The sequence below is a fragment of the Gilliamella sp. W8145 genome (genome assembly GCF_016101145.1).
GTDB lineage: Bacteria > Pseudomonadota > Gammaproteobacteria > Enterobacterales > Orbaceae > Gilliamella > Gilliamella apis_A.
This window is the reverse complement of sequence record NZ_JACFRC010000002.1, coordinates 302,197-316,865: the sequence shown is the minus strand read 5'-3', so window position 1 is coordinate 316,865 and position 14,669 is coordinate 302,197. Positions and strand designations below refer to the sequence as shown.

The following is a 14,669-nucleotide window of genomic DNA, read 5'->3' as shown; positions in this document are numbered from 1 at the left end:
GCTTCAGGTAAATGAAGCTTTTTTATACATCTAATTTAATAAATTTAATGGTGAGATTATTCAAAATATAAAAAAAACCCAGCTTAAGCTGGGTTTTTTATTGCTAGATAAAACTATTTAATTTTAGCTTCTTTATAAACAACATGCTGACGAACAACAGGATCATATTTTTTGATCTCCATTTTTTCAGGCATGGTTCTTTTGTTTTTGCTAGTGGTATAAAAATGACCGGTACCAGCAGAAGAAACTAATCTAATTTTTTCACGTACACCTTTAGCCATGATATGGTTTCCTTATTAGTACTTTTCACCACGGGCACGAAGTTCAGCTAAAACTGCATCAATACCCTTTTTATCGATAGTACGCATACCTTTAGCTGATACACGCAATTTTACAAAACGTTTTTCACTCTCAATCCAGAAACGGTGAGTTTGAAGGTTTGGTAGAAAACGACGTTTAGTAGCATTCATCGCATGAGAACGATTATTTCCCACTAAAGGACCTTTTCCTGTTACTTGGCATACTCGTGACATGTCAATAATTCTCCAAAATTTCTATGCTTAAGCCTAGGGCGTAATATGTTAATGGAATTAACCTCGTCAGGCTTTTAGTTCGCTGCAGTTCTTTTGAGAAGCAGTCTCACCTCTCACACTACACCCATAATAATGAGGTAGCGAAGTATACGCTTTTACTGGCAAATTCTCAAGCATTATCTTATTTATGCTTAAAAATAAGTTTCTAATTGAAAAAAATAAATATACCGAGAGTTGTTATTATTAATAAAACTATTATATCGTAGCTTATGTTGAGTTGTGCAATATAAAACTATTTAATTTTATAATAAATATGTTTTAATACTATTGAATTCAGATATTATCTGTTAGGCCTAATTTTCTTACTTTCAAGGAGATAGTATGAGTCAGTTCACGCCATACAGTATCTATGGCATTATCGGTTATCCATTAGGGCATAGTATGAGCCCACTTATTCATACAACATCATTCCGAGATTATGGTATTCCTGCCGTATTGGTACCATTTCCTACACCACCCGAAGATATTGCTACTTTATTTAAATCAGTAAGATTACTTAATATTCGTGGTTTATGTGTCACTATTCCACATAAGCAAACTATTATTCCTTATTTAGATGAAGTTACCGAACACGTCAAAAAAGCGGGAGCAGCTAACTTAGTTTATTGGGATGGTGACAAACTTTGCGGTGATAACACTGATATTATTGGTTTTATGCAACCATTAGCACAAAAAAAACTACCTGCTGAGTATAAGAAGGTTTTACTACTTGGCGCTGGTGGTGCGGCTAGGGCTGCGGTTGTTGGTTTACAAGACCTTGGTTATCATGACATTACAGTAACGGATATTGTTACTGATCTTCCAGAGGCATTGGCTAAAGAATTTAATCTTAAAACGGTTGCATGGGAAGATAGAGATAAAGTTGAAGCGCAAATTATTATCAATTCTACCCCATTAGGTATGCAAGGCAAATTTGAAGATCAGACACCTTACGAACAAGCTTGGTTTAAAGGTAAAGGGATTGCATACGATATAGTATATACACCATACAATACCAAATTTAGACAAGAAGCAGAAAAAGCCGGATGGGAATCGATTTCTGGTCGAGAAATGTTTATTGGTCAAGCAAATGCCCAATTTAAAATATGGACCGGTAAAGATCTTTCTGAGAAAGCAAAACAAGCTGTAATTGATGCCTTAGCAGGAAAATAAAATTATAAATAGCCTCGCTCTCATTTTATGAGAGCGATATTTTAAGATTTTAGGTATTTAATCATCATTTTAAATATTTATGGAAGCAATAAAGTAACCATGTTTAATAAATTTAAAATTGATTAAAAAGGAGTAGTTATGACTAATTTAGAATTACAAGCGTATCGCCGATTTTTAATGTTAAAAGTGTCAGAAGCCAGTGAATACATTGGTAAGACTGATGTCGAAACATGGCGTGAGTGGGAAAACGGTTCATTGCCTATTCCTGAAAATGTGGCAATAGCTATGAAAGAATTAAAATCTTTTCGCAACGAGAAAATAAAACTGATTATAAACAGCATTAATGATCGTGTAGGTAGTAACACCATTCGTTATTTTATGAGTTATCCAGAATTCAAAAAAGTTAACCCTGACTTAGATGTTTTGCAATGGCGATTACATCAATCGATTGCCACTGAACTCTATTTTAGAGGGTTAGAAAAATTGTGTTAATGACTATATTTGACACATAGGCTATGATTAAAATTGAATGTGTAATAAATTATTTACAGTTATTTTTGTATTATATTTATTTAAATCATATTGTTACGATGATGTTAAATTAGACTGTAAAAAAATATTGCAAAAAGTTAAATGAATCTCTAGCATAGATAACTTATTTCCAGATCTGTATATTTAAAAGGACCCACAATGAAGAAAACAATTTTTTTAGTTGGTGCAAGAGCCGCTGGCAAAACAACAATGGGTAAAATGTTAGCCAATAAGTTATCATTTTCTTTTATTGATACAGATTGTCATTTACTCGAAACAACGCAAAAAACTGTAGCGGAAATTGTCGAAAAAGAAGGCTGGGAAGGGTTTCGAGCTAGAGAAAGCCAAGTGCTTATTGAGACAGCTAAACCCAATAGAGTTATTGCAACTGGTGGTGGTATGGTACTGGCTGAGCAAAATCGTCAGTTTATGAAACAACACGGCACAGTTATTTTTCTTTCAGCTCCTGCAGCGACATTAGCGGCACGTTTGATGAAAGATCCAAATGTAGCTCAGAGACCATCATTGACGGGTATGTCGATATCCGATGAGATGGAGAAAGTGCTTGCTGAACGCTTACCTCTATATCACGATGCCGCTCATCATGTTGTTAATGTTGACCAAGAGGAAAATTTAATTCTTACTGACATATTGGAAAAACTGCAGAATAATTAATCAAATAACCATTTTTTTATTTAAATATAAATTATTTACCTCGGTATAATGTTAGTACATCAATTTGTAATTTAAACAATCTAAATATCATAAATTTAATAATTGTGAAGATTCTTGAATTACAGCAAATAAAATAGTCTATTAACAGTAAGTAATTGATATATATTACTTTCAGATAGTAGTGAACACTTGTATATTAATTGCGATTACGTTTCTTAAGTCGCTAAACTAGTTAAATTAATATTGGAGTTTTACACATGGATAATCAAAGAGTCAATTCTTATGGGATTGCTGGCTCTATATATGCTAATTACATAATACAAAGTATTGCTTTAATTGTTATTATGCAGTTCGCAGAAAGCATTTCAAAACAGCTTAATACCGATGTAAATGTCGGTCTTGGCTATGTTGCATCAGGAATCGGTATTGGAAAAATTTTATTAATGTTTGTCGGTGGAATGCTATCTGATAAATTTGGACGAAAATTATTTATCTATTTAGGTATGGCTTGTTATATTGTCTTTTTCGTCAGTATGCCATTTTGTCATAATATGGATATTGCGTTTTGTTTAGCTATTGCCATCGGTATAGGTAACTCTTTCTTAGATACAGGGTCTATGCCTGCATTAACTGAATGTTTTCCTCGCTCGTCTGGTTCGGCAAGTGTTTTGATTAAAGCTTTTATCTCAATGGGAAGTTTTATTCTGCCACTAATTGTTGGATTATTTTATAAATACGATATTTGGTATGGATGGGCATTTTTAGGTTTTACTGCCTATCTAATTATTAATGCAATTAATTTGCTACCAAAAAAATTTCCACCTAAAGATACCAGAATTAAAGGTAATCAAGGTTCTGATGATTACTTTATTCGTAAACCAAATTTTGCTTTTGAAGGCTTTTTATTGATAATTATGGGATTCACAACCACCGCAACCTTTGTGATCATTTGGCAATGGCTACCGGCGATTGCGATTAAAGCGGTTAATATGCCAACAATTGAAGCTAAACAGCTTATTAGCTTTTATAGTTCTGCTTCAATCGTTTCTGTCTTTATCACTGCTTTTATAGTGAAAAAATTCTTGAAACCAATTTATTGTATTTTTATCTTACCTGCAATGTCATCATTGGTTTTACTATTATTTTATTTTGACCTATCGCCATTAATGTGTTTAATCACCGCAATCGGGATGGGATTTTTTGCTGCTGGAGGTGTTTTACAATTAACCTTAGTTGTGATGCAACAAATGTTTCCAACTCGCAAAGGGCTTGCTGTGGGTTGTATGTATACTTTCAGTGGCCTGTCTTTCTTTATTATCCCGAGAGTTATCCCTGAATTGGCCGAAATTAATGTTAGTTATGCTATCTTAGCTGATTTGATAATGGCCGTAATGAGTACCTTACTAGGACTAATTGTTTACTGCAGATTTATTAAAGTTATTGATATGAAGAAGATTTAAATGTGAATCACTCGAATAACTAAAATAATTACTGAGCCGTCTTAATGACGGCTCTTGTCTATAAGCATTGTTAATAAATTAATGTTTTGTCAATTCCTAGCTAATTTAACAAAAGTTTTTTCCTACGTCAGTATCGAACTTTAGCTTGTTGAACTTATCAAAAAAGACTTGCTATTAACTAAAAAATAAATAAAAATACAAAAAATATGAATAAATATTCATTTTGGTGGTGATAAGATGAAAGAAAGAACAACTGAATTGGTTGATGGTTTAAGGCATTCGGTACCTTATATTAATGCTCATCAAGGAAAAACTTTCGTTATTTTATTAACAGGTGCAGTGCTAAAGAGTCATAATTATGCAAGTATTATTAGTGACATTGGTTTATTGCATAGTTTAGGCATTAAATTGGTTATTGTGAATGGTGCTCGTAACCAAATAGATGAATCACTCAAAAGTCATAATATCCAACCTAGATATCATAAAAATACTCGAATTACTGATGCAGCAACTTTAGACATTGTTAAACAGGTGACCGGATTATTACAGCTCAATATAACAGCAAGTTTATCAATGAGCTTAAATAATACGCCGTTACAAGGTGCACATATCAATGTTGTTAGCGGTAATTTTGTTATTGCACAGCCATTAGGTGTTGATGACGGAGTGGATTATTGTCACACTGGGAAAATTCGGCGAATTAACAATGAGGCAATTGATGAACAATTGAACCGAGGATCAATTGTATTATTAGGGCCTGTAGGGGTATCAGTTACTGGTGAAAGTTTTAACTTATCGTCCGAAGATGTTGCCGCTGAAGTTGCTATTCGCCTTAAAGCTGAGAAATTAGTAAGCTTTTGTGCTGAGCAAGGTGTGCTTGATGAAAACAATCATGTTATTACCGATCTGTTTCCGATTGATGCCGATAATTACGTTAATAACAAAGAGCAAAGTGGTAAGCATTTATCTAGTGAAGCGCGTTTTTTACGTGCTGCATCAAAAGCATGTCGCAATGGTGTGCGTCGTAGCCATTTAGTCAGTTATCTAGTGGATGGTTCTATTCTGCAAGAACTATTTTCTCGTGATGGTATTGGAACTCAAGTGTCAATGGAACATTCAGAACAAGTCCGTACCGCAACGATAAATGATATCGGTGGTATTTTAGAATTAATCCGTCCACTTGAAGAACAAGGTATTTTGGTTAAACGCTCAAGAGAACAGTTAGAAATTGAAATTGATAAATTTACCATTATTGAGCGTGATAATATGACGATTGGCTGTGCAGCTCTTTATCCATATCCGGAAGAAAAAATGGGCGAAATGGCTTGTGTAGCTATTCATCCTCAATACCGAAACTCGTCACGCGGTGATCTATTATTAGAAAAAATTGCAGAAACGGCTCACAATTTGGGGTTAGAAAAGATCTTTGTGTTGACTACTCGTAGTATTCACTGGTTTCGTGAAAAAGGCTTTAATCCAGCTGAAGTCGATGACCTGCCTATTAAAAAGAAACAACTTTATAATTATCAAAGAAATTCGAAAATTTTAATGTTTGATTTAGTTTAACTATATCAAGTTTAAAAAGTCCAATTTATTCAAGTTGGACTTTTTTATTTTGACTAAATATAAGATGGCCTAATTATTAATTTGAGATAAACGATAGCTATATAAATATCAATATCAATATGATTATATGCAGAAGATAAAAAATTGCTTATTGTTTATGGAAGAAATAGCATTATTGAAAATAGAAAAGATAAGCAAGATTAAAGGGGGATGAATACTATTGTTGACCCACTTTAAATATAACAATTCGCATTTTGCAAAATTTGTAACGTAAATGATTTTTTTAAATAAAATCCTCGTGGACGCGTTAATATAATTTGGCCGTTTTCACCAATAGCTTCAGTTAAAGCTTTTCCATTAGCAGCTTTAGGGCGAATCTGTAAATAAGTACCATAACGGGCAGTAATCTTTTCAATCTGACCAAGTACAATCATATCCATCAACTCTTGCCAATCTTGTTTAAGTTGTTGCTCTTGTTGTTCAGTTGGTGTCCATAATATGGGGTGGCCAACTTTTCTCTGGGCTAGTGGTATACTTCGTTCTCCTTCAATAGGGATCCACAGAACTTTACTTAGTTTATATTTCACATGGCTTGTTTCCCAAATTACACCATGATTAGCCATTAAAGGGAGGACACTGACAAAAGTGGTTTCGAGTGGTTTACCTTGTTTATTAACTGGAATGGTTTTTAATTCGATACCTAAATTAGCAAAATCACGTTCGGCTTTACTACCAGCATTAGCGCCTAAAAAAGTTTCAATTAAATTACCTACCCATCCTTTTTGTTTATTAAGATTAGCTGGAATAGCAATATTTAAATAGTTAGCTATTTCACCGAAACTATAACCTGCAGCGAGTCTGGCTCGGTTTAATAATTCTTGTTCATTGCAAGGTTGGAAATTTTTCATTTAATCTGTTTTAAATAACTTTAATCATATCCACAACTCATTATATTGGCTGTGGATATTAAAATAAATCATTATTAACTTAGTTTTTCAACCCAATTAGTATAACTATTAATGATCAATGAAAGAAATGCTTTAGTTTTTTCACTAATATCATCATTTTCATCAGAAGCACTGTTAATATTACCAATATAAGCTTCTGGTTGTTGTAGTGTTGGCATATCAAGAAAAACGAATGATTGTCGTAATTGATGGTTTGCACCAAAACCACCAATAGCACCTTGAGAGACAGAAACTACCGCAGCTGGTTTTTGCGACCAAACACTTTTACCATAAGGGCGAGAACCCACATCTAAAGCATTTTTAATCACTGCCGGCAAGCCTCGATTATACTCTGGTGTCACAAATATAACACCATCACAATTGGCAATTTGTTGACGAAAACGTTCATAAGATTTGGGTGGTGAATCTACATCAATATCTTCGTTATAAAACGGTAAATCACCAATCTCAATAATATTTAAAGAAAGTGATTGTGGCGCTATCTGTTGTAATACTTTTGCGACTTTTAAATTGTAGGAATCTTTACGTAAACTACCAACAAGTACAGCAATTTTTTTACTCATTTGTAATTCTCCCTTATTCAAAAGATAAAGAGACACAATATGTGTCTCTTATTCGGGATGATCACTCATCGCCACTAGATTTTAGTGACCAGAAGAGTCCAATTTACGGCCTGTTTCAAATAAGAACCATGCGCGTTTTTCAGTTTGATCTATCCATTCTTCAATTAAACTTGCTGTTGCCGAGTCATTATATTTATCACAAATATCATGGGCTACACGCATACGAGTAGTAAGTTTAATATTATCTTGGCAGAGTTCAGCTATCATATCCGATGGTTCAACAAAATCAGCATCGTTATCAGAGATACTCTGTAATTTTGAAATATGACCAATTGAACGTAGAGTTGTACCGCCTAATTTCCGGACACGTTCAGCAATTGGATCAGTCATTGCAAATAACTCTTCTCCATGATCATCTAACATTAAATGATAATCACGAAAATGAGGACCACTTACATGCCAATGAAAGTTTTTGGTTTTTAAATATAAAGCAAATACATCTGCTAATACAGAGTTCATGGCACCGGAAATATCTTTTGATGCCTTTTGACCTAAATCAGTTGGAAACAAAATAGCTGCTTGTTGTAGCTTTTTTGCCGAAGTCGTACTTTTAGCCATATTAGATTCTCCTGTTAATTGAAAAGTAAAATAACTTTGTAATATCAAATTACGCCAACTCATCAGTAAAAAACAGTCATTATTAACTATTGCTGTTATATCAATAGTCTATGGATAAATTAATCAAAAAAATATTTACTAAATCGTTAAAAATCAATTTCAAAATAATAATTAATTTTGCAAATTATGATCAAATTAAAGCCATTTTAAATCATTTATAGCATCAATATTTTTATAAATTAGATAATTAAATTTATTTGTTAAACTAATATTTGTTGACTTACTTTAACTCTGAATGACAATCTTGACTGATGCTATTTACTATTTTTAAAAATCTAAAATCATGAGATAAGCAAAATAATTATAAATATATAAATCAAAAAAATTGAGGAAAGGGGTTTTTAGCCTGAAATTATTGGTTAAATTTGGTAACAAACGCTACATTTTTACTATTATATTAAAATTGTTCTAAATTGTTACCAGTTTTTTACTGAATAGCGTTATGGAATTTTCGAGTATATGTTTTTGGGAAAGTCGTTATTATTTAATCTCTTAAATAATAACGACCCAAATCATTTTTAATGATAAAAATTAAAACAATAATCTTGCTCGAATTGTACCTGTAACACTTTTCAGCTTAATTAATAACTCTTCGGCTTTATTTTGTTCAACTCTATCAATATCAATAACGACATAACCTATTTTAGCATCAGTTTGTAGATATTGGGCAGAAATATTTAGACCTTGTTCAGCAAATAATGTATTGATAGCCGTTAATACCCCAGGTTGATTATGGTGAATATTGATAAAACGGCTTGAACCTTTTGCTGGAATCGGTAATGAAGCTTCAGGGAAGTTAACCGCTGAAAGGGTTGCACCAGTATCGGAATATTTCGCTAATTTAGTTGCAACCTCAATACCGATATTTTCTTGTGCTTCACTGGTTGAACCGCCAATATGAGGGGTAATAATAACATTATCAAATTTACATAAAGGTGATTCAAAAGGATCATTATTGGTAGCAGGTTCCGTTGGGAAAACGTCAATTGCAGCACCACTTAGTTTATTGGTTTCTAAAGCTTGTGTTAGCGCTTCGATATCAATCACGCTACCACGTGATGCATTGAGCAATATTGCACCTGTTTTCATCATATCAATTTCAGGCTGGCTAATCATTTTAATTGTGGTTGGATTTTCTGGAACATGCATACTGACAATATCACTGATAGCAAGTAATTCTCGCATTGTTGGAATTTGTTTGGCATTTCCTAGTGATAATTTGGTTTCAATATCATAAAAAAAGACATTCATTCCTAATGATTCAGCTAATACACTCAACTGGCTACCAATATGGCCATAACCAATGATACCTAAATTTTTACCTCGAGCTTCGTGCGAACCTGTGGCTAGTTTATTCCATTTACCCTGATGGGCTTTAGCGTTAGCTTCAGGTACTCGGCGAAGTAATAATATTGCTTCAGCTAATACCAGCTCCGCTACAGAGCGAGTATTTGAAAATGGCGCATTAAAAACCGGAATACCTTTAACTGTCGCTGCATCAAGTTCAACTTGATTAGTGCCAATACAAAAACAACCAATACCTGCTAATTTTGGCGCTGCATCGATGATCTCTTTAGTTAAATGGGTTCTGGAACGAATACCAATAAATCTGGCATCTTTTAAAGCTGTTTCAAGCTCAGATTTAGATAGTGCGCCCTTATGATACTCAATGTTGTTAAAGCCCGCCGATTTAAGTGTTTCAACTGCACTAGGGTGGATACCTTCAAGTAATAGAAACTTGTTTTCGTCTTTCGTTAATGCCTGAACAGCCATTTATTCCTCTCTATGCTTAATATTTTAATTGATTGTAAACACAAAATTATCCATCAAAAATGCAATTTTTTATTTTGTTAATTCTTTTACACCAGAACTAGTACCGACTAAGGCAATATCAGCCCCTTTATTGGCAAATAATCCAACAGTAACTACTCCAGCAATGCTGTTAATACGATTTTCCAGTTCTATTGGCTTGGCAATAACAATATCATGAACATCTAAAATGACATTACCATTATCGGTAATAACACCTTGGCGATAAATTGGTTTGCCACCAAGTTTGAATAATTCTCTAGCAACATAAGAACGAGCCATAGGAATGACTTCTACTGGTAAAGGGAATTTGCCAAGGACATCGACAACTTTAGATTCATCAACGATACAAATAAACTGCTTAGCTAAAGCTGATACGATTTTTTCACGGGTTAGTGCTGCTCCACCACCTTTAATCATTTGCATATGATGATTAATTTCGTCGGCACCATCGACATAAATATCTAAGCTATCTACTTCATTACAATCTAATACGGGAATTCCATAGCTTTTTAATTTTTCAGTTGATGCTTCTGAACTAGAGACAGTTCCTTTTATCTGATCTTTTATTGTCGCAAGTGCATCAATAAAATGCGCCGCAGTAGACCCAGTTCCAACGCCAACTAATGAATCAGGCTTAACATATTTTAGCGCTGACCAGCCTACAGCCTTTTTTAGTTCATCTTGTGTCATGATATCACCGTATGTAAATATGATTTTGATCAAAAAAATTTTAAAATTTTAAAAGCAAAATTGTTCAATATATGGCATAGTAACCAATTGGAAAGCAAAAATCATTAGTATTTTAAGAAAATCTATAAAGTTTTAGATCGATTTCAAATTTTTTGCGAAATAAAAATAGCTTGAATGACCAAGCAAAGATCAAATCATTAGTAAAGAGATTATGAAGCGTCCAGATTATAGAGCATTACAAGCATTAGATGCAGTGATAAAAGAACGAGGATTTGAACGAGCGGCCGATAAACTGTGTATCACACAACCAGCGGTTTCGCAACGTATTAAGCAATTGGAAAGCTTTTTTGGTCAGCAACTATTAGTACGAACTATTCCTCCAAAAGCGACCAAACAAGGCGAGCATCTTCTCGGATTATTGCATCAAGTTGAATTATTAGAGCAGCAATGGTTAGGTGATAATGAACAAAATACAACCCCATTGTCACTATCAATTGCTATTAATGCTGATTCTTTAGCAACATGGTTTTTACCAGCATTAAAACCAGTTCTTGATAAAAATATTTTACGTTTTGATATTCAAGTTAAAGATGAAGAGCATACCTTAGAACTTTTACGTTTAGGTACTGTTGTTGCGGCAATTAGTATTCAACCAAATCCTTTACCAGGATGCTTATCAGATTTATTAGGCGCATTAGATTATATCTTTGTTGCTTCGCCTGAATTTGCAAAAAAATATTTTCCGAATGGGGTAACCCGTTCATCACTTTTAAAAGCACCAGCGGTCGCTTTTGATCACTTAGACGATATGCATCAAGCATTTTTACAGGAAAATTTTAATTTGACACCAGGCAGTGTAATTTGCCATATCACTAGTTCGTCAGAAGCTTTTGTTCAGTTAGCTAAACAAGGTTCTGCATGTTGTATGATTCCTATGTTACAAGTAGAGCAAGAGTTAAAAACAGGGGAATTAGTTAATTTAACTGAAGGTTTATTCCAAAGACGGATGCTGTATTGGCATCGCTTTGCTCCTGAAAGTAGTGTAATGCAAAATATTTCCGAAACGTTAATTCGTTATGCGCAGCGTATATTATCTCAGCCTGCGGAACGAAAATAACTGTCGCATAAACTATTTTTTAGCTAACTAAAATGTCGCTTTAACTATTTTATTACCAACTAGCAAATTTATAGAACTAAAAGATGAGCCAATTGAAAAACGATCGTTACTTACGCGCATTACAGTGTTTGCCGGTAGATTACACGCCAGTTTGGATGATGCGTCAAGCTGGTCGCTATTTGCCTGAATATCGACAGCTTAGAGCAAAAGCCGGCGATTTTATGACAATGTGTCAAACGCCAGAACTCGCATGTGAAGTGACTTTACAACCGTTGCGACGCTTTGAACTTGATGCTGCAATTATCTTTTCTGATATCTTAACCATTCCCGATGCTATGGGACTTGGATTGTATTTTGAAGCTGGTGAAGGCCCCAAATTCGAAAAAACAATTTCTAGTTTGGTAGATATAGAACAATTGCCAATACCCGATCCAGAACAATCACTTAAATATGTGATGGATGCTATTCGTTTAACTAAACAAGAGTTGGCCGGGAAAGTACCCTTAATCGGCTTTTCTGGTAGTCCATGGACATTAGCCACTTATATGATTGAAGGTGGCAGTAGTAAAGCTTTTACTAAAATAAAGAAAATGCTTTATTGCGAACCCAAAGCGTTACATCTATTATTAGAAAAATTGGCTAATAGTGTGGCACTGTATCTAAATGCACAAATTGATGCCGGTGCGCAAGCGATTATGATATTTGATACTTGGGGTGGAGTACTTAGCCATCAGAGTTATCGTGAATTTTCTTTGCATTATATGCAATTAATTCTTTCGCAATTAAAGCGTGGTAAGAAAAGTAACAATATTACTTCTTATGTCCCTGTTACGCTATTTACCAAAGGGGGGGGATTATGGTTGGATACAATTTGTAAATCAGGAAGTGATGCAATAGGTGTTGATTGGACTGTAGATTTGAATCTAATTGCTCAAAAGGGTAATATTGCTGTACAAGGTAATTTAGATCCTTCAATATTGTACGCTAATGAAGAAACCATAGAGTCTCAAGTTGAATCGGTGCTGACTGATTTTGGTCACTATAATGGCCATATTTTTAATTTAGGGCATGGTATTCATCAAGATACACCAATTGAGCATGTACAATATTTAGTAAAAGCAGTACATCAACAGTCCAAAAGGTTCCACTTATGATTAAAAATCCAGTTCAATTAAGAATAGCAAAGTTAGCTATATGGCAACAGCGTTTATTCATGGTTTGCTTATGTGAACGAATGTATCCAAACTTTGTTTATTATTGCCATTTACAACAAGATGAACAATCAGCTGTCGGCTATAAAAAAATTCTTGATTTAATTTGGGAGTCATTATTAGTAGAAAATGTTAAAATCAATTTTGATTTACAACTCGAAAAACTGGAATTGATAATTCCAATCCTCAATGAAGATAGTCCGTATATGGTTTATCCAGCTATTGATGCTTGTCAGGCGCTGAGTGAGATTTTACATTCTTATATCAGTGGTGAAATAGTCGAACATTCGGCTAAAGTAAGTAGTATCTCGGCAACAACGGTAGCTGAATTTGAAATGACAAGGGACAATATTGAACTTTCGGAGCAAGAACAATCGCAATTACCTAGTGTTATTGAAGAGTTTGACTTACAATGGGATATTTTTCGATTATTAAGTAATGAAAACAAAGAAATGATTGATCTAATTAAAGGCTTAAAGGAGGATATAAGATCTACTAAAACGAGTAATATTGGTGTTTTTTTGAGCGATTAAATCGCTTGCGGAGTGATTTTTTTAATTTTTATTAAATTTTTCTTTAACATTACACAAATATAGACTACATTTAACAGCAATGTAATCTGAATGATGTTTACAGAAGCAAAATTAAGTGATTAAATTTTGCTAAAAATGTTAACTTTAACAATAAAATAAATATGTAAGGATATCTCCATGAATAAAACAGAACTTGTAGATGCTATCGCTAGTAAAGCTGATATTACTAAAGTTGCCGCTAAAACAGCGTTAGAAGCAACTCTTGCTGCTATCACTGAATCACTAAAAGCTGGTGAGCCGGTTCAACTAGTTGGTTTTGGTACATTTAAAGTTAATGCTCGTAAAGCTCGTACTGGTCGTAATCCAAAAACTGGTAAAGAAATTAAAATTGCAGCAAGCAAAGTACCAGCATTTGTTTCTGGTAAAAGCTTAAAAGAAGCAATCAAATAATATTATTGTTTGCTTTTTTCCTATCATTATTGATAGGGTAGCATCAAAGGCCATACATGGATAAGTTATGGCCTTGTTGTTAATATATCAAATTCTCTTCTTTTTTATTCTTCAGTCTATTAATTTTTCATAATTATTATCAATCTTTATCAATTCAATAGTTATTTAAGTGGTTAATTTGCTAAATTTGGCATTTAATAAATTGGCTAAATCATATGGGGATATTTCGATTTCTAATCCTCGTTTGCCACCTGAAACTAACATTGTCTGGTACTGTTTAGCACTAATATCAATCAGTGTCGGTAATAATTTTTTTTGACCCAAAGGACTGATTCCACCCACTACATAACCAGTCGTTTTTTGTGCTAAATGTGGATCAGCCAACTCAATTTTTTTACAATCTAGTATTTTAGCAACTTGTTTTAGATCTAAAGAACAATCAACAGGCAGAACACAAACTGCCAATGTCTTATTATCACCATTGATGCTCACGATTAAGGTTTTAAATATTTGACCGGTAACAATATTAAGTTCTAATCCAAGTTTATTGGCAGCTTCTTGACCATAACGAGTCTGATCGGCATCGTGCTGATATTGATGAATATTAAATTTTATTTTCTGATTTTTTAGTAATCTAATGGCTGGCGTCATAATAATAACCGTAACATAA

The 14,669-nt window shown here is 33.6% G+C and carries 17 protein-coding genes; 9 read left to right on the top strand and 8 right to left on the bottom strand.

Annotation, left to right across the window (positions count from 1 at the left end; all coding sequences use genetic code 11):
- Nucleotides 1–113 precede the first annotated feature (113 nt).
- Nucleotides 114–281, bottom strand: coding sequence for a 50S ribosomal protein L33 (gene rpmG / locus H3T80_RS08960; protein WP_034884348.1), 168 nt, complete (start codon nucleotides 279–281; stop codon nucleotides 114–116).
- A 15-nt stretch (nucleotides 282–296) separates the two neighbouring features.
- Entirely contained in the window at nucleotides 297–533 is a 237-nt protein-coding gene (gene rpmB, locus H3T80_RS08955; protein ID WP_034884345.1) for a 50S ribosomal protein L28, read from the bottom strand.
- Nucleotides 534–914: 381 nt separating this feature from the next.
- Here rpmB and aroE point away from each other — a divergent pair, with 381 nt between their 5' ends.
- The 5 genes from aroE to argA all read left to right on the top strand — a co-directional run bounded on the left by aroE (nucleotide 915) and on the right by argA (nucleotide 5,977).
- Nucleotides 915–1,745: a shikimate dehydrogenase gene (aroE, locus tag H3T80_RS08950; protein ID WP_198201457.1), complete on the top strand. Its 831-nt coding sequence runs from the start codon at nucleotides 915–917 to the stop codon at nucleotides 1,743–1,745.
- Between the two features lie 138 nt (nucleotides 1,746–1,883).
- Nucleotides 1,884–2,237, top strand: coding sequence for a DUF1870 family protein (locus H3T80_RS08945; protein ID WP_110448656.1), 354 nt, complete (start codon nucleotides 1,884–1,886; stop codon nucleotides 2,235–2,237).
- A gap of 198 nt (nucleotides 2,238–2,435) precedes the next feature.
- A complete protein-coding gene (gene aroL, locus H3T80_RS08940) occupies nucleotides 2,436–2,951 on the top strand; it encodes a shikimate kinase AroL (protein ID WP_198201456.1) in 516 nt (171 codons plus the stop codon).
- Between the two features lie 257 nt (nucleotides 2,952–3,208).
- Nucleotides 3,209–4,411, top strand: coding sequence for an MFS transporter (locus H3T80_RS08935; protein ID WP_198201455.1), 1,203 nt, complete (start codon nucleotides 3,209–3,211; stop codon nucleotides 4,409–4,411).
- Nucleotides 4,412–4,648: 237 nt separating this feature from the next.
- Entirely contained in the window at nucleotides 4,649–5,977 is a 1,329-nt protein-coding gene (gene argA, locus H3T80_RS08930) for an amino-acid N-acetyltransferase (protein WP_110448659.1), read from the top strand.
- Nucleotides 5,978–6,210: 233 nt separating this feature from the next.
- On the opposite strand, the gene mutH is transcribed toward argA, so the two are convergent.
- The 5 genes from mutH to rpiA form a co-directional block, all read right to left on the bottom strand.
- Nucleotides 6,211–6,885: a DNA mismatch repair endonuclease MutH gene (mutH, locus tag H3T80_RS08925; protein ID WP_065613776.1), complete on the bottom strand. Its 675-nt coding sequence runs from the start codon at nucleotides 6,883–6,885 to the stop codon at nucleotides 6,211–6,213.
- A gap of 74 nt (nucleotides 6,886–6,959) precedes the next feature.
- Complete coding sequence (locus H3T80_RS08920) at nucleotides 6,960–7,508, bottom strand: NADPH-dependent FMN reductase (protein WP_198201454.1); 549 nt, start codon at nucleotides 7,506–7,508, stop codon at nucleotides 6,960–6,962.
- 81 nt (nucleotides 7,509–7,589) lie between these two features.
- Nucleotides 7,590–8,126, bottom strand: a complete 537-nt coding sequence (locus H3T80_RS08915; RefSeq protein ID WP_065578262.1) for a Dps family protein — start codon at nucleotides 8,124–8,126, stop codon at nucleotides 7,590–7,592.
- A gap of 591 nt (nucleotides 8,127–8,717) precedes the next feature.
- Nucleotides 8,718–9,959, bottom strand: a complete 1,242-nt coding sequence (gene serA / locus H3T80_RS08910; protein ID WP_110448662.1) for a phosphoglycerate dehydrogenase — start codon at nucleotides 9,957–9,959, stop codon at nucleotides 8,718–8,720.
- A gap of 69 nt (nucleotides 9,960–10,028) precedes the next feature.
- Nucleotides 10,029–10,688, bottom strand: a complete 660-nt coding sequence (gene rpiA / locus H3T80_RS08905) for a ribose-5-phosphate isomerase RpiA (protein ID WP_198201453.1) — start codon at nucleotides 10,686–10,688, stop codon at nucleotides 10,029–10,031.
- A gap of 211 nt (nucleotides 10,689–10,899) precedes the next feature.
- Here rpiA and H3T80_RS08900 point away from each other — a divergent pair, with 211 nt between their 5' ends.
- From H3T80_RS08900 to H3T80_RS08885, 4 genes are all read left to right on the top strand, one after another.
- Nucleotides 10,900–11,805, top strand: a complete 906-nt coding sequence (locus H3T80_RS08900; RefSeq protein WP_065578265.1) for a LysR family transcriptional regulator ArgP — start codon at nucleotides 10,900–10,902, stop codon at nucleotides 11,803–11,805.
- Between the two features lie 83 nt (nucleotides 11,806–11,888).
- A complete protein-coding gene (gene hemE, locus H3T80_RS08895) occupies nucleotides 11,889–12,959 on the top strand; it encodes a uroporphyrinogen decarboxylase (protein WP_110448664.1) in 1,071 nt (356 codons plus the stop codon).
- Nucleotides 12,956–13,549, top strand: coding sequence for a YjaG family protein (locus H3T80_RS08890; RefSeq protein WP_198201452.1), 594 nt, complete (start codon nucleotides 12,956–12,958; stop codon nucleotides 13,547–13,549). The genes hemE and H3T80_RS08890 overlap by 4 nt, the downstream gene beginning before the upstream one ends.
- 177 nt (nucleotides 13,550–13,726) lie before the next feature.
- Nucleotides 13,727–13,999 (top strand): HU family DNA-binding protein, encoded by a 273-nt coding sequence (locus H3T80_RS08885; protein WP_065558407.1) that lies wholly within the window; start codon nucleotides 13,727–13,729, stop codon nucleotides 13,997–13,999.
- Nucleotides 14,000–14,164: 165 nt separating this feature from the next.
- Here the strand turns inward: H3T80_RS08885 and ybaK are convergent, their stop codons facing one another.
- Nucleotides 14,165–14,650 carry a Cys-tRNA(Pro) deacylase gene (ybaK, locus tag H3T80_RS08880; RefSeq protein WP_110448666.1) on the bottom strand — a complete coding sequence of 162 codons (486 nt, stop codon included), beginning with the start codon at nucleotides 14,648–14,650 and terminating at the stop codon, nucleotides 14,165–14,167.
- Nucleotides 14,651–14,669: the final 19 nt, after the last annotated feature.

Coding starts and splice junctions, on each gene's coding strand:
- rpmG (WP_034884348.1), bottom strand. CDS start 281: ATGGCTAAAGGTGTACGTGAAAAAATTAGATTAGTTTCTTCTGCTGGT.
- rpmB (WP_034884345.1), bottom strand. CDS start 533: ATGTCACGAGTATGCCAAGTAACAGGAAAAGGTCCTTTAGTGGGAAAT.
- aroE (WP_198201457.1), top strand. CDS start 915: ATGAGTCAGTTCACGCCATACAGTATCTATGGCATTATCGGTTATCCA.
- H3T80_RS08945 (WP_110448656.1), top strand. CDS start 1,884: ATGACTAATTTAGAATTACAAGCGTATCGCCGATTTTTAATGTTAAAA.
- aroL (WP_198201456.1), top strand. CDS start 2,436: ATGAAGAAAACAATTTTTTTAGTTGGTGCAAGAGCCGCTGGCAAAACA.
- H3T80_RS08935 (WP_198201455.1), top strand. CDS start 3,209: ATGGATAATCAAAGAGTCAATTCTTATGGGATTGCTGGCTCTATATAT.
- argA (WP_110448659.1), top strand. CDS start 4,649: ATGAAAGAAAGAACAACTGAATTGGTTGATGGTTTAAGGCATTCGGTA.
- mutH (WP_065613776.1), bottom strand. CDS start 6,885: ATGAAAAATTTCCAACCTTGCAATGAACAAGAATTATTAAACCGAGCC.
- H3T80_RS08920 (WP_198201454.1), bottom strand. CDS start 7,508: ATGAGTAAAAAAATTGCTGTACTTGTTGGTAGTTTACGTAAAGATTCC.
- H3T80_RS08915 (WP_065578262.1), bottom strand. CDS start 8,126: ATGGCTAAAAGTACGACTTCGGCAAAAAAGCTACAACAAGCAGCTATT.
- serA (WP_110448662.1), bottom strand. CDS start 9,959: ATGGCTGTTCAGGCATTAACGAAAGACGAAAACAAGTTTCTATTACTT.
- rpiA (WP_198201453.1), bottom strand. CDS start 10,688: ATGACACAAGATGAACTAAAAAAGGCTGTAGGCTGGTCAGCGCTAAAA.
- H3T80_RS08900 (WP_065578265.1), top strand. CDS start 10,900: ATGAAGCGTCCAGATTATAGAGCATTACAAGCATTAGATGCAGTGATA.
- hemE (WP_110448664.1), top strand. CDS start 11,889: ATGAGCCAATTGAAAAACGATCGTTACTTACGCGCATTACAGTGTTTG.
- H3T80_RS08890 (WP_198201452.1), top strand. CDS start 12,956: ATGATTAAAAATCCAGTTCAATTAAGAATAGCAAAGTTAGCTATATGG.
- H3T80_RS08885 (WP_065558407.1), top strand. CDS start 13,727: ATGAATAAAACAGAACTTGTAGATGCTATCGCTAGTAAAGCTGATATT.
- ybaK (WP_110448666.1), bottom strand. CDS start 14,650: ATGACGCCAGCCATTAGATTACTAAAAAATCAGAAAATAAAATTTAAT.